The following is a 23730-nucleotide window of genomic DNA, read 5'->3' as shown; positions in this document are numbered from 1 at the left end:
GGCGGCTCCGCTCTTACAGCGGGTCACTTTTGGAAGAGCCGGGAGCCGGACCAGCCAAAAGTAACCAAAAGCGCTTTGCCCACCACTCGGCACCTCGCACAAACCCCTTATGCACCGCAAAACCTGTGGGAGCTCGTTCCCACAGGGGAACCAAGCCGGTTTTGGGTGAGAGGGTGTCCCTTGCCACAAGGCATGCGGATGCCTTATGGCATTTTGTGGCGCGGCCAAAAGCGGTCCGAAAATCTCGTAGGAATCTACTTCCCGTGGCGAGGGAGCTTGCTCCCGCTGGGGCGCGAAGCGGCCCCGAACCAGGCGCCTCTTTTCGCCAGGTACTGCGCAGGGGCCGGTTTTGCGACTGCTGCGCAGTCGAGCGGGAGCAAGCTCTCTCACCACGGGGTGCGGGGGCGTCCTACAGGTCGGTTGTGGGGACCGGAATCGACTTCTATAGTTGGGTTCGTCGCTGGCTTTGGCCGGTGGCTGGGTTTCGCAGCCCTCGATGAAAAATATCTAATACCGTCAAATGAAATTCAGGCAAACTTGCCCGCGTTCATTTTATGGCGGTTGTGCGCGGGAGACTTTCGGGTCTGCCGAGTTTTTGGATTCTTTTCCTCGGTCTGCGAACCCTCGCGCAACTGCCACCCATTTGATTCGCAGCAAGAAGGTGGCATTTCTTTTTTCTTAAAGGGAATTCAACCTCATGACAACTCACTCATCCAGCCGCTTCACACCTCTCACCCAAACCGCCACCACCCACCCCGTCCTGCTGATCGACACCCAAGCCCTGCTCCCCGAACTCCATGCCTGTGCCAGCGAACGCCTGCACGCCACGCTCGATTACCTGACCTTGGTGGCGTGCGGCAGCCTGCGTGACTCGGCAACGAGCGACATCAACACCCTCACCAATGTCGCCCGGATCCTGGTGCAGGATGTCGCGGATGTGTTTGGCGTGATCGAGCGGCGCGGGCTCGAAGGCTGAGCCATTGTGGGAGCGAGCTTGCTCGCGATGCGGCGGCACAGTCCACATCTTTGTAGGCTGAAATACCGCTTCGCGAGCAGGCTCGCTCCCACAGGGGAATGGCGTTAACCCGAGAATCTCGCAGGGATTTACCTTCCGTGGCGAGGGAGCTTGCTCCCTCGCCACGGGGTTCCTGACCCACAGGGCGTGCGTGTTGTTGCCTAACCCAGTTGTCGGCGCACGGCCAGTTCCACGCCGCGGATTTCCGCCAGGCCCTTGAGGCGGCCGATCAGTGAGTAGCCGGGGTTGCTTTTGCGGTGCTGGTCGTCCAGCAGTTGATGCCCATGGTCGGGCGCGGGCCGCCTTCGCGTTCACGTCGGCGCTCTTCAGCCACCAAGGCGCTGATGACTCCGACCATGTCGACGTCGCCATCCAGGTGATGGGCTTCATGGAAGCTGCGTGGGTCGGTTTCCCGGCGGGTTGAACGCAGGTGGGTGAAGTAGATGAACGGCGCAAAGTGCTTGGCCATCGCCACCAGGTCGTTGTCTTCACGCACGCCATAGGAGCCGGTGCAGAACGTCAGGCCATTGGCCGGACTGGGCGCGGCATCCAGCAGCCATTGGGCGTCTTCGGCGGTGGACAGGATGCGGGGCAAGCCGAGCAGTGCCCGGGGCGGGTCGTCCGGATGGATTGCCATGCGCACCCCCACCTCCTCGGCAACCGGGATCACCGCGCGCAAAAAGTACCCCAGGTGTTCGCGCAACTTGGCCTCGTCGATGTCGGCGTAGGTCCGCAGCAAATCACGGAAGTTGTCCAGGCTGTAGTGTTCCTCGGCGCCGGGCAAGCCTGCGATCAGGGTGTTGACCAGGGTTTCGCGCCGGGCCGGCGTCAGTTGTTCGACGTAGGCCTTGGCCTGCTGGATGTCCTCGGCGCTGTATTCAGCCTGCGCCCCCGGGCGCTGGAGGATGAACAGGTCGAAGGCGGCAAACGCGGTTTGATCGAAGCGCAAGGCCCAACCGCCATCCGCCAGCTCAAAAGACAAATCGGTTCGGGTCCAGTCCAGTACCGGCATGAAGTTGTAGCAGACGATATCGATGCCACAGCTCGCCAGGTTGCGCACGCTTTGCTGGTAGTTGGCGATGTACTCGTCACGCCGTCCACAGCCGCGCTTGATGTCTTCGTGCACCGGAATGCTTTCCACCACCGACCAGCTCAGGCCTGCCGCTTCGATCATCTGCTTGCGCGCTGCGATGGCGTCCACCGGCCACACCTGGCCATTGGGAATCTCGTGCAGCGCGGTGACGATGCCTGTCGCACCGGTCTGGCGAATGTCTGCCAGGGAAATCGGGTCTTTGGGGCCAAACCAACGCCATGTCTGTTCCATGTTCTTCTCCTTTTTATCAGTTGGATGCGGCGAGGGCGTGCAACAGGCTGTCCACGCCATCGCGGGTCAAGACGCCGTAGGCGCGGTGCACGGCGTCGCGAAACGCTGAGCGAGCCGAGAGCGGCGGCGGGAAGACTTCGTGCAGGTCGAGTACCGCATCGACCCGCGATGCGCCCTCGAATCGTCCCGCAAGATCGACAAAGGTGGCGCTCAGCGGATCGTCAACCACGTGCGCCGCACGACCGGGCAACGGCTGCGTGCAGTAGTGGATCCATGCCGCGATGCCCAACGCGGTACAGTCGATGCCGCGGCCCTGATCGAGCAATTGCTGCGCGCCGAGCAACCAGCGTTGCGGCAGCTTCTGCGAACCGTCCATGGCAATCTGGCGCAAGCGATGGTGCAGGCTGTCGTTGGCAAAGCGTGCCTGCAGATCGTGGGCATACGCCGAAAGATCGATGCCGGCCGGCATGTCCAGGGTCGGCGCGGCCTCCTCGGCCATGTAGCGCGCGATGAGGCGCGCCAGCCTCACGTCGCTGACGGCCTCGAAGACCGACTCATGACCGGCCAGCAACCCTACGTAGGCCAGCAACGAATGGCTGCCATTGAGCATGCGCAGCTTCATCGTTTCAAACGGACGCACGTCGTCCACCATCTGCACGCCCTCCACTTCCCAGTCCGGGCGGCCGAGGGGAAAGCGATCCTCGATCACCCACTGGCTGAAGCTTTCACAGACCACCGCCGCACGGTCATGGCAGTCGAGTTGCTGCTCCAGCCGGCGGAAGGATTCGTCGTCCATGGCCGGCACGATGCGGTCGACCATGCAACTGGGAAACGCCACCTGTTGCTCGACCCACTGCGCCAGCGCCTCATCCTGCAACGCCGCCAACGCACTGACCGCCTGGCGGGTGCGTTGGCCGTTGTCGGGCATGTTGTCACAGCACAACACAGTGAAGGCCGGGATACCCGCGGCGCGGCGTCGGCGCAGGGCCTCCAGGACAATACCGGGGGCTGAGCGCGGCGTGTGTGGCTGGGCGATGTCATGGGCAATCGTCGGATCTTCCCGGCGCAACTGCCCGGATGACGGGCTCAGGCAGTAACCTTTTTCGGTGACAGTCAGCGTGACGATCCGCGTTTGCGGCGCGGCCATGCGCTGCAGCAACTGTTCCAGTTCCTCACCGCCCTCGCCCACGTACAAGGCCTGGCGCAACACCCCGATCTCGCGCAGCGTCACCTGCTCGCGGTCGCGGTACTCGGCCACATGGTAGCGACCGTCCTGCTCGCGCAATTGCTCGACCAAAGTGCGATTGGAACGCAGGTTGGCGCTGCACACGCCCCACTCGCTTTCGCCATGGCGATTGAGATGGCGTTGCAGGTAGACCGCCTGGTGCGCGCGATGAAACGCGCCCAGGCCCAGGTGCACGATACCGATCTGCGCTGCAGTACCGGTGCAAGGCACACGTTTCACAACAGGCATCGACTCACTCCTTCTGTTCAGGAACGGCTCAGGGCCGAAGCGGGTTGCGGGCTTTGTGCCGCCGCGTTGCCGGTGTCCGCCACCGACAGCGGTTTAACGTAGCGCGCCACACACACGGCACCGATCACCGTCAACAACCCCGCCAGCAGGAAGGCACTGGTGAACGAACCGGTGAATTGCACCAGGAAGCCCGTCAGGGTTGGGCCGACGATGCCCGAGGTGTTGGCCAGAAAGTGCATGAAACCACTGACGCCGCCCACTCGCGCCGCCGGGACGGTGTCCTGGATGATCGCCCAGTAGATAGCGCCGGTGAGGTACAGGAAGAACACCGCCAAGGCGACGAGAATCACCGCCGGATACAAGGTAGTGACCATCCCGGCACAGGCGATGCAGACGGCGCAGGCCAGCAGGCAGGTCACCAGCACCACTTTGCGGGAGAACATCATCCGCCCGGTTTTCTTGAACACGAAGTCGGAGATGAAGCCACCCAGGGCCAAGCCGAGGAAACCCAGAACCCAGGGAATGACCGTGGCGATGCTCATGTCCTTGACGTTCAAGCCGTGGGCCATGGTCAGGTAGCTGGGGAACCAGGTCAGAAAGAAGAACAAGGTGTAGTTATAGGAAAAGAACGCCAGGGAAGTGAACAGCACCGTCGGCTGCTTGAGGTAGAAGCGCAGTGGGAACACCGGTTGTGCCGCCAGCTCGCTCTGCCCCTCGGCCCGGAGAATATCCTCGGCGCCCTCGCCTTCGGGCCGTTCCTTGACGAACTTGTACCAGACCGCCGCCCAGATCAGGCCGACCAACATGATGATAATGAACGACACCTTCCAGCCGTAGGTGACGGCGATGAAGCCCACCACCGGCCCGGAAATCGCCCCACCCAGCGGCGTGCCGGACATCGACGCGCCAATCGCCCGCGCCCTGCGCTTGGGGGCGTACCAGTTGTTCACCATTTTGCTGGTGGTGACGCTCAGCGGCCCTTCGCCCATGCCGAACAGGATCCGGATGAGCACCAGCGAAGCGAAGCCCACCGTCAGCACGGTCAGGCCGCTGAACAGCGACCACAAGACCATGGCCAACAGCAACGTGGTCTTGGCGCCGTAACGGTCGGCGGCCCAGCCACCGATGAAGTTGAAGGCGGCATAGCCGACGAAAAAACTGCTGAAGATCATGCCCATCTCACCCGTACTCAGACCGTAGTCCTTCTGGATGAAAGGCGCCGCCACAGACAATGCCGACCGGTCGAGGTAATTGATGACCCCGGCCAGGAACAGCATGATGATGATTAAGCTACGTCCTTGACCAAACATGGTGGAGCCTCCCGCTTGTTGTGTTTATTCGGTGAGGGTGCCCGCACTCGGGCACGATAAGGTCGGAAGATCAGTGGTGGGCGTTCGTCAGTTCCACCAGTACCTTTCGGGTTTGCTCGGGGTGTTTTTCGATGAGGTCGATGGCACCGGGCATTTCGTCGAAGGTGACGCGATGACTGATCAGGTCCTGGACCTGCAACTGGCCGCCGGCAATCAGTTCGATCACCCGGGGGAACTTGCGGTTGTTGAGCCGCGAGCCCACCAGGGTCAATTCCTTCTTGATCATTTCCAACTGCACCAGATCACTGGGCGTGGCAGTGAAGCCCAGCAATCCGATGCGCCCGGCCGGCGAGGCCAGGCGCACCATCTGCGGCATCAGCGCCGGGATGCAGGCGGCATCGACAATCAATGGCACGCCCTCGCCTTGAGTCAGCTCACGCATCACCGCTTCGACATCGACTTGCTGGCCGTTGAGGGTCCGGCTGGCGCCCAGCGCACGCGCGGTCTCCAGGCGGCTGTCGATGACATCGGTGACGGTGATGTCAGTCATTCCCAACGCCTTGGCCATCTGCACCAGGGTCAGGCCGATCACCCCGGCGCCGTAGATCAACACACTGTCGCCCGGTTGCGGCTGCATGCGATCGAGCACGTTCAGGGCAATGGAATAAGGCTCGACCAGGGCGCCGTGACTGAGGGACATCGAATCGGGCAAGCGGTGCGCATTCTCGGCGGGTACGCAGACCTGCTCGCTGAAGCCGCCGTCGCGGTGCACGCCGATCACTTGCAGTCGCGTGCAGACATTGGGCCGGCCAATGCGGCAGGGATAACAGGTGCCGCAACTGATCACCGGATCGATGCACACCCGGTCGCCCACCTGCAGGTGCTCGACACCTTCCCCGACTTGCCGGATCACCCCGGAGAACTCATGGCCGGTGACGCGGGGGAAACGCACGAATGCGTTCTGCCCATGAATGATGTGCATGTCCGAGCCACAGATGCCGGCGTACGCCACATCGACCTGGACCTCGCCGGGGGCGACTTCGGGCCGGTCGACCTGGGCCAGACCGAATTCGAAGGGTGCTCTTACCTGAAACGCTTTCATCGGTCACTCCTGACGGGGTATTCGCCCCGTTTCCTCAAAGGGTTGAAACCGCCTTACCAATGCCAGAGCGTGCCGTCTTCAAGACGGTTGACCGGCAGGCTGGCGCGTTTGTAGGGGTATTGGCGGGCAAGGTCTTCATCGATGTCGACGCCATGCCCCGGCGTTTCGCCCGGGGTGAAGTGGCCGTCCTCGAAGCGATAGGCATGGGGGAAGACTTCATCGATGCGGTCTTCGTGAGGCATGTGTTCCTGGATGCCGAAGTTGGGCACCCACGTATCGAAATGCAGGGCCGCGCCCATGCACACCGGTGACAGGTCGGTGGCGCCGTGAAAGCCCGTGCGCACCTGGAACAGCGCGGCGAAATCGGCAATGCGCCGTACATGGGTAATGCCGCCGGCATGCACCAGCGTCGTGCGGATGTAGTCGATCAACTGCTCCTGGATCAGCTCGCGGCAGTCATGGATGGAGTTGAACACTTCGCCAACCGCCAGGGGCGTGGTGGTGTGTTGGCGGATCAGGCGAAAGCTCTGCTGGTTCTCGGCCGGCGTGCAGTCTTCCAGCCAGAACAGGTTGTACGGTTCCACGGCCTTGCCCAGGCGTCCGGCTTCGATGGGCGTCAGGCGATGGTGCACGTCGTGGAGGATATGCAGGTCATCACCAAAGCGTTCGCGCACGGCGGCGAACAGCTTGGGCACGTAGTTGAGGTATTTGGCGGTGTCCCAGACGTGTTCGGCCGGCAGGTCGCTGTCGGCCGGCTCATAACGCTCGCCACTGCGCTTGGCGACGCCGTAGGTGGTGGCAATGCCGGGCACGCCGCATTGCACACGCACGGCTTTGTAGCCCAGCTCGACGTGACGGGCGACTTCGTCCAGGCAACCTTCGATGTCCTTGCCGGTGGCATGCCCATAGACCATCACCCGCTCGCGGCTCTTGCCGCCGAGCAATTGATACAAGGGCATGTTCGCGGCCTTGGCCTTGATATCCCACAGCGCTACGTCGACGGCGGCGATGGCGGTCATGGTCACCGGCCCCCGGCGCCAATACGCACCGCAATACAGGTACTGCCAGATGTCCTCGATGCGGTGGGCATCGCGGCCGATCAGCGCGGGCAGGACGTGTTCTTCCAGGTAAGCGACGACCGCCAGTTCGCGGCCATTCAAGGTGGCATCGCCAATGCCGTAGAGGCCTTCATCGGTGACGATTTTCAACGTGACCAGGTTGCGACCCGGGCAGGTGACAATGACACGCGCTTCAACGATTTTCATAAAGTCAGACCTGTGCAACAGAAGGAAGGGAGAACGAGCCCATGTTCGGCATCGCCGCCTGGGGAATCAGCGCGCCCCGGTACTGGACGACCTGGGCCGCCAGGCGATGGCCCCAGCGAGCGGCCTGCTCCGGATCGCCGCCGCGCAGGCGACAGGCCAGGTAAGCGGCGCTGAACGAATCACCGGCAGCGGTGGTGTCGACGACATGGGAAACGGTTTGCGCGGGTACTTCGAAACGCCCGGTCGGGCACTGAATCAAGCAACTGGCGGCGCCACGCTTGAGGGCGACTTCGCGCACGCCCACCTGGGCATAGGTACTGAACAAGGCGTCCGGGTCGTGATAGCCGAACAGGGTCGCGTCATCTTCCCAGGTGACCAGGGCCAGGTCGGTCAGGTGCAACAGGTCGCGGTAGGCCTGCCGGGCGGTTTCAGGATCGGGCCAAAGATGGGGGCGGTAGTTGTTGTCGAAGACAATGCGCGTGCCCGCTCGACGAGCGTGATGCAGGGCCTGGATCAAGCGTTGGCGCCCTTCCGGCGCGAGGATCGCCAGGCTGATGCCGCTCAGGTAGACGTAGTCGTATTCGGCCAGGGCATCGAGCATGGCGCCGGCCTCGGGGCCTTGGAACATGCGCCGCGCCGCCGCTTCCCCGCGCCAGTAGAGGAAACGCCGCTCGCCGTGTGGATCGGTCTGGATGAAATACAGCCCCGGCAGCGCGTCTTCGATCACGCGGACATGGGTATCACCGACTCCCTCGTCTAGCCAGGACCGGCGCATGGCGACGCTGAACGCATCACTGCCCACGGCCGTCATGTAGTCCACGGTCACTGCGCCACGGGGATTCAATCGGGCCAGGTAGACCGCGGTATTGAGCGTATCGCCACCGAACGTCTGCGTGATCGCGGCACCCGGCTCACCGCGCATCTCGATCATGCATTCCCCCACCAACGCCACTTTCAGCGGGCGGGCGAATCGGGTCTGCGGGCCATGGTCAAGCGTCAAATCCATAATCAACGCGCCTTTCTTGTTTTTAAAACGGCGTTTCATTTTTATCTCAAGGCCCGAGTCTAGTCAGATTCGCGGCCTCGTCAAGTAAAAATGAAACAGCGTTTTGTTCTGCTTGCGTATATCCTTGGGTTTTACTTTCACGTTGGAGCCTTCATGGACAACAGCGTCATTCCCAACAACGATCTGGTGTCGGCGGTGGGCCGGACCATGGCCGTGCTCGAGGCACTGGCCGAGCATCCGGAAGAAAGCGGCGTGTCGGAAATCGCCACCAAACTGGACATGTCCAAGGCCACGGTCTATCGCTTCCTGCAGTCGCTCAAGGCCCGTGGGTATGTGGTGCAGGACGCCGAGGACCGCTATCGTCTCAGCGTCCGGCTGTTCGAACTGGGCGCCCAGGCCCTGCCCCACCTGGACATCGTCCGGGAAGCGGAGCCGGGTATGCGCAGGATCAATGAGCTGACCGGCGAGACCGTCCACCTGGGGATCCTCGACGAAGGCAGCATCGTCTACGTGCACAAGATCGACTCCAAGTACAACCTGCGCATGTACTCGCGGATCGGTCGACGGGCGCCGCTGTACTGCACCGGCATCGGCAAGGTGCTGATGGCCTGGCTTGAAGAAGACGAATTGCTCGCCCACCTGGAACAGGAAAGCTTCGAGCGCCGCACGGCCAATACCCTGACCAGCGCCGAGGCGTATCTGCAGGAATTGGAAACCGTTCGCCAGCAAGGTTATGCCGAGGACCATGAAGAGTTCGAAGACAACATGCGTTGCCTCGCGGCACCGATCCGCGACCGTTTCGGCCATGTGATCGGCGGGATGAGCGTTTCATTCCCGTGCTTTCGCTTCAGGGAAGAGTTGAAGCAGGACTACGTCAAGCAGTTGATGCACGCCACCCAACAGATCTCAAGCCAGTTGGGTTGGCATGCGCGGTAATAGCCGTCGCCAACCGTGGCGAGGGAGCTTGCTCCCGCTGGGCTGCGCAGCGGCCCCAAAACCTGCCGAATACGGAGCATCAGGCACACCGCACCCGCCGGTTCTCGACTGCTTCGCAGCCGAGCGGGAGCAAGCTCCCTCGCCACAGGGTCCATCGTTTTTCCCAGGTGAACCGCATCACCTGTGGGAGCGAGCTTGCTCGCTCCCACAGGTTTCAACTGGCTGGCATCAGAACCAGGTTTCCATCTGAATGCCGTACTGCCAAGTGCCGCCGGCGTTGAAGTCGGTCTTGCCGAAGGAGTCCGTGGAACTGTACCTGTCCAGGTCCGACGACCAGTTCATGACACTGGCGAACAGACGCAGCTCAGGGCGCGTGAGCAGATCGCCCAAGTCGGGCTTGAAGGTCGGGGCGACCGTGAACTTCCAGAAGTTGCCGTCGACCGCATTGCGTTGCAGGTAGCCCTTGGGGTCGAGCTGCATGGTTTGCCAACTCATCTCGTAGGCCATCTCGAAATTGCTGTTGATTTCGTTGGCCAACCGCACGTTCAGGGTCATCCAACGGTAATCGTCGCCCTTGACGTAGCGATCCTTGCTTTGCTCGGCCAGCAGGCTCGGGCCGATGCGCCAGTTGGGCGCCAGAGGCGTCTCGCCGTACAGCGCCACGCGCAGGGCTCGGGCGTCGTCGATCAGTTCGCCATCGGCGCCGATGTTCTTGACCTCGGCACCCAACCCCTGGCCATAGAGCAGCGCCGTCTTGAAGAAGCCTTCGCGACCGAAAAAGTTTTTCTGGTGATTGGCGACCATGGTGTGCAAGCCGGAATCGGCCGGCGCCAGTCCCGCTTCATTGGTGCGCGTGCCGAAATCGTTTTTCTTCGAGCCTATGGCGTTGAACATCCACTGCCACTGCCCGCCGTCGAAAAACTGGTTGGACGTCAGGATGTAGCTTTCCACATCGGCATTGACGCCGCCTTCGCTGAAATCCCCGTAGTTGCGACCGATCAATGAGTAGTTCGAGCGCCAATCCTTGGTCATCTGCATGTCGTAGATGCCACCGCCGGTGCCGGCCAGGTAGACCACGTCAGAGTCCAGCCAGTGGATGTCGAAATTGTCCCTGTCGAAGCGCTTGCCTGCCCACAGGGTGGAATTTTCGAACATCGCGTTGCCCTTGAATGCCGCGAGGTGATCGAGCTCGGTGAACACCTGGCGCACGTTCAGGTTGCTTTCCTCGGCGGTCCAGTCGTTGGAGCTCTCCACGCCATCGGCGATGGACACCGTGAATTTGGAGCGGGTGCCGTTCTGCGCGTACAGCTCTTTCGACAGGTCGATGCGCATGTAGGTGTCGTCCTCGTTACCGAGTCGTCCGACGGCGCCCCCGACGGAACCGGCCGGGGTGGTGTACGGACCGCCACGCCCACCACCCAACCCGTCATTGATCAGCAAGCCGGAGCGGGCGTAGCCCTTGAAGCTGAAGCCGTCAGTGAGGTGCGCGCTACTGCCCTGCTTTTCCGTGCCTTGCTGGCGGGCTTCGAGTTTTGCCAGACGAGCATCGACCGTGGGCGTCGCAACGGCGGACACTGTCGATTGCGGGGCGGACGTGGCGAGTTTGATTTGCTGCAGTTCCCTGGCGAGTGCCTGGGTTTGTTGTTCGGCGGCGGCGGCACGTTTTTCCGCTGCGCTGGCACGGGCTTCGAACGCTGCCATGCGCTCTTCCAGCGTCGCGGCCTGAGAAGTGGTCGCCGAGACGCCGAGCACGCTTGCGAGTAGCCAGCTTGATGCTTTCTGCATGTGGATTTCCCTGTTTTGTTTTTATTGTTCTGTTGCCGCGACCGGCCTTTTTCGCCCTGCTTCTGAATTGTCAAACCAGAGGAAAAAAAGGATGCCTCATCGCAAATACACTGCTACATTTGGCGATGTTAACGTTAACTTTTCTAAAAACAAAAATAAAGAGGGCTTTATGAAACAGCTCAAATCGCTCCTTCCAGCGGCGCTTCTCGGCTTTTGTGTCGGGTTTCCAGCCCTGTCGACGGCCGCCAACCTGACCATTTCCTGCGGTGCCGTGGGTGCCGAATTGCAACTGTGCAAGGAGGCCGTCGAGGCGTGGTCGAAGCAGACCGGCAACAGCGTCGAAGTGGTTTCCACGCCTAACTCGGCGACCGAGCGGTTGTCGTTCTACCAACAGATCCTCAGTGCCCAATCCAGCGACATCGACATCATCCAGATCGACATGGTGTGGCCGGGCATGCTGGCCAAGCATTTGATGGACTTGCGCGAGGTGCTTCCTGCCGACGCCACCCAGGGTTACTTCCAGGCCCAGGTGGATAACGCCACGGTGAACGGACGCCTGGTGACCATGCCGTGGTTCACCGACTCGGGGCTGTTGTACTACCGCAAGGACTTGCTCGAGAAATACAACAAGCCCGTGCCCCAGACCTGGGAAGAAATGACCACCACCGCCAGGGCTGTCCAGCAAGCCGAGCGCGATGCCGGGAATGCCAATGCCTGGGGTTATGTGTTCCAAGGCCGCGCCTACGAAGGCCTGACCTGCAATGCCCTGGAGTGGATCAGCAGCCAACCGCAAGGCGGGCTGATCAGCGCCCAAGGCGATATCGTCGTCAACAGCCAAGCCTCAAGGGCCGCATTGACCCTGGCCAAAAGCTGGGTCGGTGATATCGCCCCGCGTGGGGTGCTCAATTACACCGAGGAAGAAGGACGCGGCGTCTTCCAGTCGGGCAATGCGCTGTTCATGCGCAACTGGCCGTATGTCTGGGCCCTGGTGCAAAGCCAGGACAGCACCGTCAAAGACAAGGTCGGCGTCGCGCCCCTGCCCCGCGGCGGCGCCACGGGCACCCACGCGTCGACCCTCGGCGGCTGGGGCCTGGCGGTGTCGCGCTACAGCGCCAACCCCAAGCTCGCCGCGGAACTGGTGAGCTACCTGAGCAGCGCCCAACAGCAGAAACACCGCGCCCTGGTTGGCGCCTACAACCCGGTGATCGAGTCGCTCTACCAGGATCCCGAACTGCTCGCGGCCATGCCTTACTACAGCCAACTGCACAGCATTCTCAATGATGGGGTCATGCGCCCCGCCTCGATCACCGCCGACCGCTATCCACGGGTCTCCAATGCCTTCTTCGATCAAGTGCACGGCGTGCTGGCGGGCGAGCGACCGGTGGATCAGGCCCTGGCCGAGCTGGAAAGCGAACTCACGCGGATCAAACGCCGGAACTGGTAAGCCACACGGAAGGAAATCACCATGTCTGTCTCCACCACACTCGTCCCCGACGACGAGTACCTGCTCACCCGGGAAACGCCGGTACAACGCCGTCGTGTTCGCGCCGCCTGGCTGTTCCTGACCCCGATGCTGCTGTGCCTGGCGCTGGTGGCGGCCTGGCCGCTGCTGCGCACCTTCTGGTTCAGCCTGACCGACGCCAGCCTGGCCGACACCGGCGACGCGACCTTTGTCGGCTTGAGCAATTATCTGTTTCACAGCAGTGCCGGTTGGTCAGGCCTGCTCGTCGATCCACAGTGGTGGAATGCGGTGCGCAACACCTTGCATTTCACCGTGGTGTCGGTGGGGCTGGAAATCGTCCTGGGGCTGCTGGTGGCGTTGTTGCTGAACGTCCAGTTCAGCGGACGCGCCCTGGTGCGGGCGTTGATCCTGATTCCCTGGGCGATCCCGACCATCGTCTCGGCGAAGATCTGGTCATGGATGCTCAACGACCAGTTCGGCATCATCAATCACCTGATGCTCGGCCTCGGCCTGATCGATGCGCCCCTGGCCTGGACCGCCGACGCGGACCTGTCGATGTGGGCGGTGATCATCGTCGACGTCTGGAAGACCGTGCCTTTCGTCACCCTGCTGATGCTGGCGGCCTTGCAGATGTTGCCCAGCGACTGCTACGAAGCCGCCAGGGTCGATGGCATCCACCCGGTGAGAGTGTTCTGGCGGGTCACCCTGCCGCTGCTGATGCCGGCCTTGCTGGTGGCGGCGATCTTCCGGATCCTCGATTCCCTGCGGGTGTTCGACGTCATCTACGTGCTGACCTCGAACTCGTCGAGCACCATGAGCATGTCGGTCTATGCCCGCCAGCACCTGGTGGAATTCCAGGACGTCGGTTACGGCAGCGCCGCCTCGACCTTGCTGTTCCTGGTCGTCGCGGTGATCGCCATGGTTTATCTGTACCTCGGACGCCGTCAACTGGAGGTCCGCTCATGAGCTCGCGCCTGCTGAAAAAAGCCCTGTTGCGCCTCGGGTTCTGGTGCCTGATCGGGATCTTGCTGGTGTATGCGGTCTTCCCGTTCTATTACGCCATCGTGACGTCGCTGAAGCCGTCCAGCGCCTTGTTCCAGGTGAGCTACTGGGTCGATAAACCGGACTTCTCCAACTATGCCACCGTGCTCAACCAGGCCTCGTTTCTGCGGGCCATCGGCAATTCGCTGGTGGTTGCGCTGTGCGTGGTCACGCTGGCGCTGTTCCTCAGCCTGACCGCCGCCTATGCCTTGGGCCGAGTGAAGTTTCGCGGGCGCGGCCCGGTGCTGATGATGGTCCTGGGCGTCTCGATGTTTCCCCAAGTCGCGGTGCTGTCGGGGTTGTTCGAGGTGATCCGTGCCCTGGGCCTGTACAACACGTCCTGGGCGTTGATCCTGAGCTACACGATTTTCACCCTGCCCTTCACCGTCTGGGTGCTGACCACCTTCATGGGGCAGTTGCCTCATGAGCTGGAAGAGGCCGCCATCATGGACGGTGCCTCACCCTGGGTCACGCTGACCCGGGTGCTGTTGCCGCTGCTCTGGCCGGCACTGGTCACCACTGGCCTCTTGGCCTTCATCGCCGCATGGAACGAGTTCCTCTTTGCCCTGACCTTCACCCTGACCGACTCGCAACGCACGGTCCCGGTCGCCATCGCGCTGATTTCCGGTGGCAGCCCCCATGAGCTGCCTTGGGGCCTGTTGATGGCGGCGTCGGTGCTGGTCACGGTGCCATTGGTGATTCTGGTGCTGATCTTCCAGCGCCGCATCGTTTCCGGCCTCACTGCCGGTGCGTTAAAGGGTTGAGGCCCAACACAGACAAGAAAGGAACAGCATCGTGATCAAATTGAAGCTGGACAACGTGAACAAACAATTGGGCGGCGCACGCATTCTCCGTGACGTCAGCCTGGAAATCTCGGCCGGCGAATTCGTGGTCTTCGTCGGCCCTTCGGGCTGCGGAAAGTCGACCCTGCTGCGACTGATCGCCGGGCTGGATTCGATCTGTGGCGGCGACCTGCTGATCGACGGACGCCGGGTCAACGACCTGGAGCCGCGCGAGCGTGGGGTCGGCATGGTGTTCCAGTCCTATGCGCTGTACCCGCACATGAGCGTCTACGACAACATCAGCTTTGGCCTCAAGCTGGCCAAGACCGAAAAAACCACCCTGCGCGAGCGGGTGCTGAAAACCGCGCAGATCCTGCAATTGGACAAACTGCTGCAACGCAAGCCACGGGAACTGTCGGGAGGCCAGCGCCAGCGCGTGGCCATGGGCCGGGCCATGGCGCGGGAGCCGGACATCCTGTTGTTCGATGAGCCACTGTCCAACCTCGACGCGTCCCTGCGCGTGCAGATGCGCAACGAAATCGCCCGGCTGCATGGGCGACTGGGCTCGACCATGATCTACGTGACCCACGATCAGGTCGAAGCGATGACCCTGGCCGACAAGATTGTCGTGCTCAATGGCGGTCGCATCGAGCAGGTCGGCTCGCCACGGGAACTCTATGAGCGTCCGGCCAGCCGCTTTGTCGCCGGTTTCCTGGGGTCGCCCAGGATGAATTTCATCGCTGCATTCCTGCATGCGCCAGGCGAAACCAGCCAGGTTGAAAGCCTGGTGTTGGGCATGACGGCCCTACCCTTCGACAGCTCGGGTCTGGCAGAGAATGCGCAACTGAGCCTGGGGATTCGTCCGGAACATATCGCCCTCAAGCCGGCACAGGGAACGGCCGGCCTCGTGGTGAGCGGGGTCGAATACCTCGGGAGTGAGACCTATGTGCACCTCGATACCGGCCAGGACGACCCCATGGTCTGTCGTTGCGAGGTCAACGCCGCATGGCGGGTGGGCGATCGGGTCGAACTGCAACTGGATATCGATAATCTGCACCTGTTCGACGCACACGGCACGGCGTTGAAGCGCCACGCCATCGACAGCCTGCCCGATGACGTCGTCCTGCGACCGGCACATGCGGGCGCCCTATGACTGTGTCTTTGAATACCCAGAGCAATCCCATGCCCGCCTCTCTTGAACGTGCGCAGCAGGCCCTGAGTGATGGCCTGTCTCGTCTGATCCACGATTATCGACCCGACTATCATCTGGCCCCGCCCACGGGTTGGATGAACGACCCTAACGGGGTGGTGTTTTTTCGCGGCGAGTACCACGTGTTCTACCAACACCACCCCTTCGACGCCAAATGGGGGCCGATGTACTGGGGCCACGCCAAGAGCGCCGACCTGGTGCATTGGCAGCACCTGCCCATTGCCCTGGCGCCGGGCGATGATTTCGACCGCGACGGCTGTTTTTCCGGTAGCGCGGTGGTGTGCGGCGACACCCTGGCGCTGATCTACACCGGCCACACCTGGCTGGGAGAGGTGGGAGACGAACGCTTCATCCGCCAGGTCCAGTGCTTGGCCACCAGTGTCGACGGCGTCCGGTTCGTCAAGCATGGCGCGGTCATCGAGAACGCGCCGCAAGCGGCGATCATGCACTTTCGCGACCCCAAGGTCTGGCAGGAAGATGGTTATTGGTACCTGATTGCCGGGGCACGCCTGGGCGACACGCCGCTACTGCCGCTGTACCGCTCCACCGACCTGCGCGTCTGGGCGTTTCTCGACTACGTGTCCAGTGGCACTGACGGCGACGGCTACATGTGGGAGTGCCCGGACCTGTTTCGCCTCAACGGGCGCGACGTACTGTTGTACTCCCCCCAGGGCATGCAACCGGCGGGTTACGAACGGCTCAACAAGTACCAGACCGGTTATCGCATTGGCCACCTCGACAGCGAATGGCACTTCAACGGCGGGCCGTTCATCGAGCTGGATAACGGTCACGATTTCTATGCCGCGCAAACCTTGGTGGCCGCTGATGGTCGGCGCCTGGTGTGGGCCTGGCTGGACATGTGGGAAAGCCCGATGCCGAGCCAGGCCCATCACTGGTGCGGCATGCTCGGTTTGCCACGGGAGCTGGAACTGCAGGGCGATCGCCTTGGCGTGTTTCCGGCGCGGGAACTGGTTGCGCTGCGTCAGGCGCCATTGCCGAGCATTGCGCCGTGGGGCGAGCCCGGCAGCCGCTGGGTGCCGCAAGTGAGTGGCGACCGGCTGGAAATCCATGTGCAGTTGGACCTGCTCGGTTGCACCGAAGGTCAGTTGGGCATTGCCTTGCGCTGCAGTGCCGATGAGCAGGAACAAACCCTGCTGTACTACGACGCCTCACTACAGCGCCTGGTGCTCGATCGCAGCCGCTCGGGTGCGCAAGTGAGCGGCCAGCGCAGCGTGTCGATCGAGCAGGCGCGAACACAACTGCACCTGCGGGTGTTTCTCGATCGGTCATCCATCGAGGTGTTTGAAGAAAGCGGCCGCTTCAGCCTCAGCAGTCGCCTCTATCCGCGGCCCGACAGCCTCGGGGTGAAGCTGCTGGCGAGCGGGACTGGCGGACGCGTCGCCATTGCCAACGCCTGGCCCCTGGCCTCGGGTTGGCTGTGAGTCGTGTCATTCGAGTCGCGGGAGGCCTGGGCGCTGTGTCATGATTCTGCGTCAACCTGACTGGCCGCACTTCGCATGACTTCCGTGAAAGACGTTGCACAGCTGGCCGGCGTATCCCTGATGACGGTTTCGCGCGCGCTCAACACGCCGGAAAAACTGAGTCCCGAAACCCTTCAGCGGGTACGTCGCGCCATCGATGAACTGCAATTCGTACCGAGCCTGTCGGCGCGCAGGATGCGCGGCGACAACCTGCAGGCGCGCACCATCGGGGTGTTCGCACTGGACACCGCGACCACGCCGTTCGCCGTCGAGCTGCTGCTGTCCATCGAACAGACCGCGCAGCAGGCTGGCTGGAACGTCTTCATCCTCAACCTGCTGAGCAACCCGCCCACCGACCAGAACATCGACCTGATGCTGTCGCACCGCCCTGACGGCTTGATTTTCAGCGCCATGGGGTTGCGCCAGGTGAGCATTCCCGAGCGACTCAAGAGCAAGCCGCTGGTACTTGCCAATTGCCTGGCCGATGACCGCCAACTGGTCAGTTATGTACCGGATGATGAGGCCGGGCAGTATCGCGCCGTGCATCACGCCTTGAGCCAAGGCTATCGGCGCCCGCTGTGTATCAACTTGCCCAGGAAGAGTGTTGCCTGGCGCCTGCGCCAACAAGGTCTGCAACGCGCCTGCCAGGCATTCGGGCTGGGGCCTGAAGCGCTTTTGCAATACGACCTTTCCGATCACGACGCCTACGGTGAGACCGCCGCCATTCTCGACCGGCATATCGTCAACGGCCGTCCGCAATTCGACATCCTGGTCTGCGGCAACGACCGCATTGCCTTCTGTGCCTATCAACTGCTGTTGGGCCGTGGCTTGAAAATCCCTGATGATGTCGCGGTGCTGGGCTATGACAACATGATCGGCATCGCCGAACTGTTCATGCCGCCGCTGACCACGGTCCAACTGCCGTACTACGAGATCGGTCGCCAGGCCGCCCGGCACCTGATCGAGAGCCTCGAACTGACGGGCGCGAAACCGGTGGATTGCCCGCTGGTGGTCAGGGCGTCGCTATAAGGCAACCGGTATCCGTCAAGGCTGCTGCGCGGGCGATGGCGGCAGTGATGTGATGATCCGGGCGCGGCAAATCTCGAGGATTTCATCGGCCAGCGCGGAATCGTCCGGGCAGGCCCGCGACAACATGATCGCGCCGACGGCATGGGCCAACATGTCGAGCATCTTCGCCCTGACCTCTTCCTGCGCCTCTTCCTTCGCCTCTTCCTGCGCCACGTCTTGCCCGGTCTCGTACCGGCTTTCGAGCGCCGCCAGCATGTTTTCGATGCCGCTGGCAAAGGTCGCCTTCAGCTCGGGCGATTGACGGGCAGCGTCCCCGCACAGTGCCGCCAGGGTGCAACCGCCGCCCGGGGCGTCACGGTGATTCCTGGACACGTAAAGATTGACGAACGCAGGCACATCGATGTCCGCGCTGTCGGTCAGCGATTGCGCAAGGCTGCTCGCCGCTGCCTCGGCCATCAGGTCGGCCTTGGAGCCGAAATGTTTGTAGAAACCGCCATGGGTGAACCCGGCGGCCGCCATCAGATCCGCCACCCCCACGCCGTCAAAGCCGCGCTCGCGAAACAAGACCGAAGCCGTCTCGACGATGTGCTCCCGATTTGCCTGGGCCTGGGCCTTGGTTACCCGCATTTCTCACTCCTTGGTGCTGCTCAAAATCATGCTCACATCATACATAGATGTCGAGCATAATCAAATTCGTTGACAGCTTAGATTTCGATCATCATCATAATAAAAAGCCGCATTCACTTTGAAGACTTCACGCGTTCCTTTTATCCAAACTTACGGAAACAAGACGCCATGACCGACCAGCATCTGTTCACGCCCTACACGTTGGGTAATCTCACCCTTTCCAACCGAGTGGTCCTGGCACCGCTGACACGTAATCGTGCGGGGCAAGGTCTTGTACCGAGCGAGTTCGCGGCCACTTACTACAGCCAGCGAGCGTCCGCCGGCCTGCTGATCTCCGAGGCCTCACAGATTTCCCAGCAAGGCCAGGGTTATCAAGACACCCCCGGGATCTATACACCGGCGCAGATCGACGGCTGGCGCAAGGTGACCGATGCCGTGCATGCCAAAGGCGGGCGGATTTTCCTGCAACTGTGGCATGTCGGTCGGGTTTCCCACGTCGACCTGCAAGCGAACGGCGCCGCGCCAGTGGCCCCCTCCGCCCTGCGCCCGGCGACCAAGGTGTTCGTCAACAACAGTTTCCAGGACGTTTCCGAACCGCGAGCACTGGACATCGGCGAGTTGCCCGGCATCGTCAACGATTTTCGCCAGGCGGCGGCGAACGCCATCGCGGCGGGATTTGACGGCGTAGAGATCCACGGCGCGAACGGCTATCTGCTCGACCAGTTCCTCAAGGACGGCGCCAACGTGCGCACCGATGCCTACGGTGGCTCGATTGAAAATCGTGCCCGCCTGCTGCTGGAAGTGACCGCGGCCGTCGTGAAAGAAGTCGGCGCCGAACGCACCGGCCTGCGCATCTCGCCTGTCTCACCGGCCAATGGCGTGTCCAGCAGCGCGCCACAGGCCCAGTTCGACTACCTGGTTGACCAGCTCAACGCCCTGGACATCGTTTACCTGCACGTGGTCGAAGGCGCGACGGGCGGGCCGCGTGACGTTGCGCCCTTCGACTTCGCCGCGTTGCGCCAGCGTTTCAAGAACACCTACATCGCCAACAACGGCTACGACTTGGACCTGGCCACTTCGCGACTCGTCGAAGACCAGGCTGACCTGATCGCCTTTGGCCGGCCGTTCATTGGCAACCCGGACCTGGTGGAGCGGCTCAAAACCGGCTCGCCGCTGTCGGCGTTCAATCCCGCCACCCTCTATGGCGGCGGTGCGGCGGGCTACATCGACTACCCAACGCTCGCGCAATCCAGCGTGCGGTAACACTGACCGACCCGACTGCGCGTCTGAAAAACAGCGCGTTACTGACATTTCCCTGAAGAAGAGAATCATACATGGACACTCGCACAACCGTTCTCATCACTGGCGCTTCCACCGGCATCGGCGCGGTCTATGCCCAGCGCTTTGCGCAACGTGGACACAGCCTCGTCCTGGTGGCCCGCGACGGCACGCGCCTGCAAGCCCTGGCCGCCAAGCTGCGCAGCGAACACCACGTTGCCGTCGACATTCTCCAGGCCGACCTGACCCAAATCGGTGACCTGACGACCGTCGAAACCCGCCTGCGGGACGACGCCAGCATCGGCATCCTGGTCAACAACGCTGGCGCCGCCCAGTCCGGCAGCTTCATCGAGCAGTCGACCGACAGCGTCGCGCACCTCGTGTCGCTCAACACCACCGCACTGGTCCGGCTGGCCAGCGCCATCGCCCCACGCCTGGTCAAAGCGGGCGACGGCGCGATCATCAACATCGGTTCCGTGGTCGGCCTGGCACCGGAATTCGGCATGTCGGTCTATGGCGCGACCAAGGCGTTCGTGTTGTTTCTCTCCCAGGGCCTCAGCCTGGAATTGTCGCCTAAAGGCGTCTACGTTCAAGCCGTCCTGCCAGCGGCCACCCGTACCGAGATCTGGGAGCGCGCGGGCATCGATATCAACACCCTGAGCGAAGTCATGGAAGTCGGTGACCTGGTCGACGCCGCGCTGGTCGGTTTTGATCGCCGCGAGCCGGTGACCATCCCGCCCTTGCAGGAAGAGGCACGCTGGGATGCCTTGCAGGCGGCACGCCAGGGCCTGCTCGGGCAAATCAAGCAGTCCCATGTTGCCGAGCGCTATCAAGACCTGGCGTGATCGTCGTTCAGCGGGCGCCGGCGCCAAGGAAAGCGCCGGCATTTATCGATGCCTGACCGGGTGATCAGTCCGCTGTATCCCTTATGAGAGCAAAGCACCATGAAGGCATTTTTAATCGACCGCTACGGCAAGCACAGTGGACGGATCGGCGAGGTACCGGCCCCTGAAGTGGCTGACCACGACGTTCTGGTCCGCGTGCACGCCGCCAGCGTCAACGTCCTGGACTCAAAGATCCGCAAAGGCGAATTCAAACTGATCCTGCCCTACTCGTTTCCCTTGGCATTGGGGCATGACGTGGCCGGGGTCGTGATGCGGGTGGGATCCCGTGTCCAGCATTTCAAACCGGGGGATGAAGTCTATGCCCGCGCCCCGGATGGGCACATCGGCACCTTCGCCGAGCAAATTGCAGTGAACGAAAACGCCCTGGCCCTGAAACCCGCAAACACCAGCATGGAAGAGGCCGCCGCCCTGCCCTTGGTCGCCCTGACAGCCTGGCAGGTACTGGTTGAAACCGCCCAGTTGAAGAAAGGGCAAAAGGTGTTCATCCAGGCCGGTTCCGGTGGCGTGGGCACCCTCGCCATCCAGCTTGCCAAACACCTCGGCGCCTTCGTTGCGACCACCACCAGCACCGCCAATGTGCCCTGGGTCAAAGCGCTGGGAGCGGACGTAGTCATCGATTACAAACAACAGGATTTCTCAAGCGTTCTGCAGGACTATGACGTCGTGTTGAACAGCCTGGGCGCCGATGAACTGGAGAAGTCGCTGAAGATCCTCAAACCCGGTGGCCAGCTCATTTCCATCTCGGGCCCACCCACCCCGCAGTTCGCCCAGGCCCAGGGGTTTTCGTGGCCGCTGAGACTGATCACGGGCCTATTGAGTAGCGGTATACGCCGCAAGGCTCGCCGAAAAGGTGTGAGCTACGCCTTCGTGTTCATGGGCGCCAGTGGTCCGCAACTGCGTGAGATCGCCGAGCTCGTCGAGTCCGGCAGCCTCAAGCCGGTGGTCGACCGATCCTTCCCCTTCGACGCGACGGCTGAGGCCCTGGACTACGTCGAACAGGGACGGTCCAAGGGCAAGGTCGTCATCAAGGTTCACTCAGGAATGGCCGATGAGTGAGCCAGTCATCACCACACGGCAATGTGGGAATCCGCCCGGGGTTCGGTCCCGCCGCACAGCACACCGCTGACCGGGTCACGCAGGATGATCTGGCCACGGCCATAGTCGGTCAGGTCGCTGGCGACCTGGACTGCATGGCCCCGCCGTGCCAGGGCATTGACCAGGTCCCGTGAAGCGCCGTGCTCGATCCCGACTTTCATGTCCCCCAGCCATTGCCAACGCGGTGCGTCCAGGGCCGCTTGCGGGTTCAGGCCGAAATCCACCAGGTTCATGACCATCTGCACATGCCCCTGGGGCTGCATGTAGCCGCCCATCACGCCGAAGGGGCCGAGGGCCTCGCCATTACGGGTCAGGAACCCGGGAATGATGGTGTGAAAGGTTTTCTTGCCCGGGGCCAGGCAGTTGGCATGGGTTGGATCGAGACTGAACTCCTGCCCGCGATTCTGCAGGGCGATACCGCTGTCGGGCAGCACCACGCCGGAGCCGAACCCGTGGTAGTTGCTCTGGATGAACGAGACCATGTTGCCCTCGCCATCCGCGGTCGCCAGGTACACCGTGCCGCTGGCGTGGGGGTCGCCGGGTCTGGGCGGTTGGGCCTGTTCGCCGATCTGCCCGCGCCGACGGGCGCTGTAGTCATCGCTGAGCAGGTCAGCCACCGCCACGCGCATGTGCAGGGGGTCGGTGATGTAGTGCAGGCCGTCGCTGTAGGCCAACTTCATCGCCTCCAGTTGGCGATGCCAGGTTTGTTGGCTGTCACGCTGATCGAAGTCGAAACCTTCCAAAATCTTTAACGCCATCAAGGCCACCAGGCCCTGCCCGCTCGGCGGGATTTCCCAGACATCCACACCTCGGTAATTGACGTGGATGGGGTCCACCCACTGGGCGCGATAGTCCCTGAGGTCCGAGGCGCGCAGGTAGCCGCCGCTGGCCCGGGAATGGGCGTCCAGGCGCTCGGCCAATGCGCCGCGATAGAGGCTTTCGCAGCCGGTGTCGGCCAGTTCCTGAAGCGTGCGTGCCTGGGCCGGGTTGCGGAAAATCTCCCCGGCCCGTGGCGCCCGGCCCTCGATCAGAAAGGTATCGAACCAGGCCTCCAGGACGGCATCGCGATGGGGCGTGAACTCGTTCACCGCGATCTGCCATTGATGGGCAACCACCGGCGACAGCGCAAAGCCGTCCCGGGCCAGACTGATGGCCGGTTGCAGCAGCTCGGCAAAAGGCAGCTTGCCAAAGCGCTGCGACAACTCGGCCCAGGCCGATGGGCAGCCCGGGACGGTCACCGGTGTCCAGCCATAGATCGGCATTTGCCCATGGCCGGCGGCCTTGACCGCCTCGATGCTCAGGGCGGCCGGTGCGTGGCCGTTGCCGTTGAGGCCGTGCAACTGGCCCTTGCACCAGACCAGGGCGAAGGCGTCACCGCCGATGCCGCAGCCCGTGGGCTCCACCACCGTCAGCGCTGCTGCCGTGGCGATGGCGGCGTCGATGGCATTGCCGCCTTTTTGCATGATCTCGATGCCCGCCTGGGCCGCCAGGGGCTGGGACGCGGCGACCATGCCCCGACGGGCGAAGACGCTCTGGCGTTGCGATGGATAAGGGTATTCGTGGGCAGAAAATGTCAGCATGGCAAAGGCTCTTCAATACATGA

Annotated in this window: 19 protein-coding genes and 1 pseudogene; 11 read left to right on the top strand and 9 right to left on the bottom strand. The window is 62.5% G+C overall.

Going from position 1 to position 23730, the window contains the following annotated elements; translation table 11 throughout:
* Positions 1–697 precede the first annotated feature (697 nt).
* Positions 698–976 (top strand): fructose-bisphosphate aldolase, encoded by a 279-nt coding sequence (locus AC515T_RS12640; protein WP_496532750.1) that lies wholly within the window; start codon positions 698–700, stop codon positions 974–976.
* Between the two features lie 200 nt (positions 977–1176).
* On the opposite strand, the pseudogene uxuA reads toward AC515T_RS12640, so the two are convergent.
* From uxuA to AC515T_RS12610, 6 genes and pseudogenes are all read right to left on the bottom strand, one after another.
* Positions 1177–2339, bottom strand: a pseudogene (uxuA, locus tag AC515T_RS12635) (mannonate dehydratase).
* 16 nt (positions 2340–2355) lie between these two features.
* A complete protein-coding gene (locus AC515T_RS12630) occupies positions 2356–3813 on the bottom strand; it encodes a mannitol dehydrogenase family protein (RefSeq protein ID WP_496532749.1) in 1458 nt (485 codons plus the stop codon).
* 17 nt (positions 3814–3830) lie between these two features.
* A complete protein-coding gene (locus tag AC515T_RS12625) occupies positions 3831–5123 on the bottom strand; it encodes an MFS transporter (protein ID WP_496532748.1) in 1293 nt (430 codons plus the stop codon).
* A 70-nt stretch (positions 5124–5193) separates the two neighbouring features.
* A complete protein-coding gene (locus AC515T_RS12620) occupies positions 5194–6225 on the bottom strand; it encodes a Zn-dependent oxidoreductase (protein WP_496532747.1) in 1032 nt (343 codons plus the stop codon).
* A 53-nt stretch (positions 6226–6278) separates the two neighbouring features.
* A complete protein-coding gene (gene manD / locus AC515T_RS12615) occupies positions 6279–7490 on the bottom strand; it encodes a D-mannonate dehydratase ManD (RefSeq protein ID WP_496532746.1) in 1212 nt (403 codons plus the stop codon).
* A gap of 4 nt (positions 7491–7494) precedes the next feature.
* Positions 7495–8496, bottom strand: coding sequence for a sugar kinase (locus AC515T_RS12610; protein WP_496532745.1), 1002 nt, complete (start codon positions 8494–8496; stop codon positions 7495–7497).
* Between the two features lie 153 nt (positions 8497–8649).
* Between AC515T_RS12610 and kdgR the strand changes: the two genes are divergently transcribed.
* Positions 8650–9432 (top strand): DNA-binding transcriptional regulator KdgR, encoded by a 783-nt coding sequence (kdgR, locus tag AC515T_RS12605; RefSeq protein ID WP_496532744.1) that lies wholly within the window; start codon positions 8650–8652, stop codon positions 9430–9432.
* Positions 9433–9660: 228 nt separating this feature from the next.
* On the opposite strand, the gene AC515T_RS12600 is transcribed toward kdgR, so the two are convergent.
* The gene (locus AC515T_RS12600; RefSeq protein ID WP_496532743.1) at positions 9661–11217 is read right to left on the bottom strand and encodes a carbohydrate porin; all 1557 of its coding nucleotides are present in this window, start codon (positions 11215–11217) and stop codon (positions 9661–9663) included.
* A gap of 169 nt (positions 11218–11386) precedes the next feature.
* Between AC515T_RS12600 and AC515T_RS12595 the strand changes: the two genes are divergently transcribed.
* From AC515T_RS12595 to AC515T_RS12570, 6 genes are all read left to right on the top strand, one after another.
* Entirely contained in the window at positions 11387–12661 is a 1275-nt protein-coding gene (locus AC515T_RS12595) for an ABC transporter substrate-binding protein (protein ID WP_496532742.1), read from the top strand.
* Between the two features lie 21 nt (positions 12662–12682).
* Positions 12683–13645 carry a carbohydrate ABC transporter permease gene (locus AC515T_RS12590; RefSeq protein WP_496532741.1) on the top strand — a complete coding sequence of 321 codons (963 nt, stop codon included), beginning with the start codon at positions 12683–12685 and terminating at the stop codon, positions 13643–13645.
* Entirely contained in the window at positions 13642–14484 is an 843-nt protein-coding gene (locus AC515T_RS12585; protein ID WP_496532740.1) for a carbohydrate ABC transporter permease, read from the top strand. The genes AC515T_RS12590 and AC515T_RS12585 overlap by 4 nt, the downstream gene beginning before the upstream one ends.
* 31 nt (positions 14485–14515) lie before the next feature.
* Positions 14516–15655 (top strand): ABC transporter ATP-binding protein, encoded by a 1140-nt coding sequence (locus AC515T_RS12580; RefSeq protein ID WP_496532739.1) that lies wholly within the window; start codon positions 14516–14518, stop codon positions 15653–15655.
* Between the two features lie 29 nt (positions 15656–15684).
* Positions 15685–17154: a glycoside hydrolase family 32 protein gene (locus tag AC515T_RS12575; RefSeq protein WP_496532738.1), complete on the top strand. Its 1470-nt coding sequence runs from the start codon at positions 15685–15687 to the stop codon at positions 17152–17154.
* Positions 17155–17229: 75 nt separating this feature from the next.
* Positions 17230–18222 (top strand): LacI family DNA-binding transcriptional regulator, encoded by a 993-nt coding sequence (locus AC515T_RS12570; RefSeq protein WP_496532737.1) that lies wholly within the window; start codon positions 17230–17232, stop codon positions 18220–18222.
* 15 nt (positions 18223–18237) lie between these two features.
* On the opposite strand, the gene AC515T_RS12565 is transcribed toward AC515T_RS12570, so the two are convergent.
* On the bottom strand, positions 18238–18849 hold the full coding sequence (locus AC515T_RS12565) for a TetR/AcrR family transcriptional regulator (protein WP_496532736.1): 612 nt from the start codon (positions 18847–18849) through the stop codon (positions 18238–18240).
* A gap of 168 nt (positions 18850–19017) precedes the next feature.
* On the opposite strand from AC515T_RS12565, the gene AC515T_RS12560 reads away from it, so the two are divergent.
* The 3 genes from AC515T_RS12560 (at position 19018) to AC515T_RS12550 (ending at position 22088) form a co-directional block, all read left to right on the top strand.
* The gene (locus tag AC515T_RS12560; protein ID WP_496532735.1) at positions 19018–20112 is read left to right on the top strand and encodes an alkene reductase; all 1095 of its coding nucleotides are present in this window, start codon (positions 19018–19020) and stop codon (positions 20110–20112) included.
* Between the two features lie 71 nt (positions 20113–20183).
* Complete coding sequence (locus AC515T_RS12555) at positions 20184–20972, top strand: SDR family NAD(P)-dependent oxidoreductase (RefSeq protein ID WP_496532734.1); 789 nt, start codon at positions 20184–20186, stop codon at positions 20970–20972.
* Between the two features lie 99 nt (positions 20973–21071).
* Positions 21072–22088, top strand: coding sequence for an NADP-dependent oxidoreductase (locus AC515T_RS12550; protein WP_496532733.1), 1017 nt, complete (start codon positions 21072–21074; stop codon positions 22086–22088).
* An 8-nt stretch (positions 22089–22096) separates the two neighbouring features.
* Here the strand turns inward: AC515T_RS12550 and AC515T_RS12545 are convergent, their stop codons facing one another.
* A complete protein-coding gene (locus tag AC515T_RS12545) occupies positions 22097–23707 on the bottom strand; it encodes a gamma-glutamyltransferase family protein (protein ID WP_496532732.1) in 1611 nt (536 codons plus the stop codon).
* Between the last annotated feature and the right edge of the window lie 23 nt (positions 23708–23730).

The sequence above is a fragment of the Pseudomonas sp. FSO-7 genome (assembly GCF_059579345.1).
This window is presented reverse-complemented; position numbering and strand designations above follow the sequence as displayed.

Excerpts from the sequence above, each read along its gene's own strand:
- AC515T_RS12640 (WP_496532750.1), top strand. The coding sequence starts at position 698 with ATGACAACTCACTCATCCAGCCGCTTCACACCTCTCACCCAAACCGCC.
- AC515T_RS12630 (WP_496532749.1), bottom strand. The coding sequence starts at position 3,813 with ATGCCTGTTGTGAAACGTGTGCCTTGCACCGGTACTGCAGCGCAGATC.
- AC515T_RS12625 (WP_496532748.1), bottom strand. The coding sequence starts at position 5,123 with ATGTTTGGTCAAGGACGTAGCTTAATCATCATCATGCTGTTCCTGGCC.
- AC515T_RS12620 (WP_496532747.1), bottom strand. The coding sequence starts at position 6,225 with ATGAAAGCGTTTCAGGTAAGAGCACCCTTCGAATTCGGTCTGGCCCAG.
- manD (WP_496532746.1), bottom strand. The coding sequence starts at position 7,490 with ATGAAAATCGTTGAAGCGCGTGTCATTGTCACCTGCCCGGGTCGCAAC.
- AC515T_RS12610 (WP_496532745.1), bottom strand. The coding sequence starts at position 8,496 with ATGGATTTGACGCTTGACCATGGCCCGCAGACCCGATTCGCCCGCCCG.
- kdgR (WP_496532744.1), top strand. The coding sequence starts at position 8,650 with ATGGACAACAGCGTCATTCCCAACAACGATCTGGTGTCGGCGGTGGGC.
- AC515T_RS12600 (WP_496532743.1), bottom strand. The coding sequence starts at position 11,217 with ATGCAGAAAGCATCAAGCTGGCTACTCGCAAGCGTGCTCGGCGTCTCG.
- AC515T_RS12595 (WP_496532742.1), top strand. The coding sequence starts at position 11,387 with ATGAAACAGCTCAAATCGCTCCTTCCAGCGGCGCTTCTCGGCTTTTGT.
- AC515T_RS12590 (WP_496532741.1), top strand. The coding sequence starts at position 12,683 with ATGTCTGTCTCCACCACACTCGTCCCCGACGACGAGTACCTGCTCACC.
- AC515T_RS12585 (WP_496532740.1), top strand. The coding sequence starts at position 13,642 with ATGAGCTCGCGCCTGCTGAAAAAAGCCCTGTTGCGCCTCGGGTTCTGG.
- AC515T_RS12575 (WP_496532738.1), top strand. The coding sequence starts at position 15,685 with ATGCCCGCCTCTCTTGAACGTGCGCAGCAGGCCCTGAGTGATGGCCTG.
- AC515T_RS12570 (WP_496532737.1), top strand. The coding sequence starts at position 17,230 with ATGACTTCCGTGAAAGACGTTGCACAGCTGGCCGGCGTATCCCTGATG.
- AC515T_RS12565 (WP_496532736.1), bottom strand. The coding sequence starts at position 18,849 with ATGCGGGTAACCAAGGCCCAGGCCCAGGCAAATCGGGAGCACATCGTC.
- AC515T_RS12560 (WP_496532735.1), top strand. The coding sequence starts at position 19,018 with ATGACCGACCAGCATCTGTTCACGCCCTACACGTTGGGTAATCTCACC.
- AC515T_RS12555 (WP_496532734.1), top strand. The coding sequence starts at position 20,184 with ATGGACACTCGCACAACCGTTCTCATCACTGGCGCTTCCACCGGCATC.
- AC515T_RS12550 (WP_496532733.1), top strand. The coding sequence starts at position 21,072 with ATGAAGGCATTTTTAATCGACCGCTACGGCAAGCACAGTGGACGGATC.
- AC515T_RS12545 (WP_496532732.1), bottom strand. The coding sequence starts at position 23,707 with ATGCTGACATTTTCTGCCCACGAATACCCTTATCCATCGCAACGCCAG.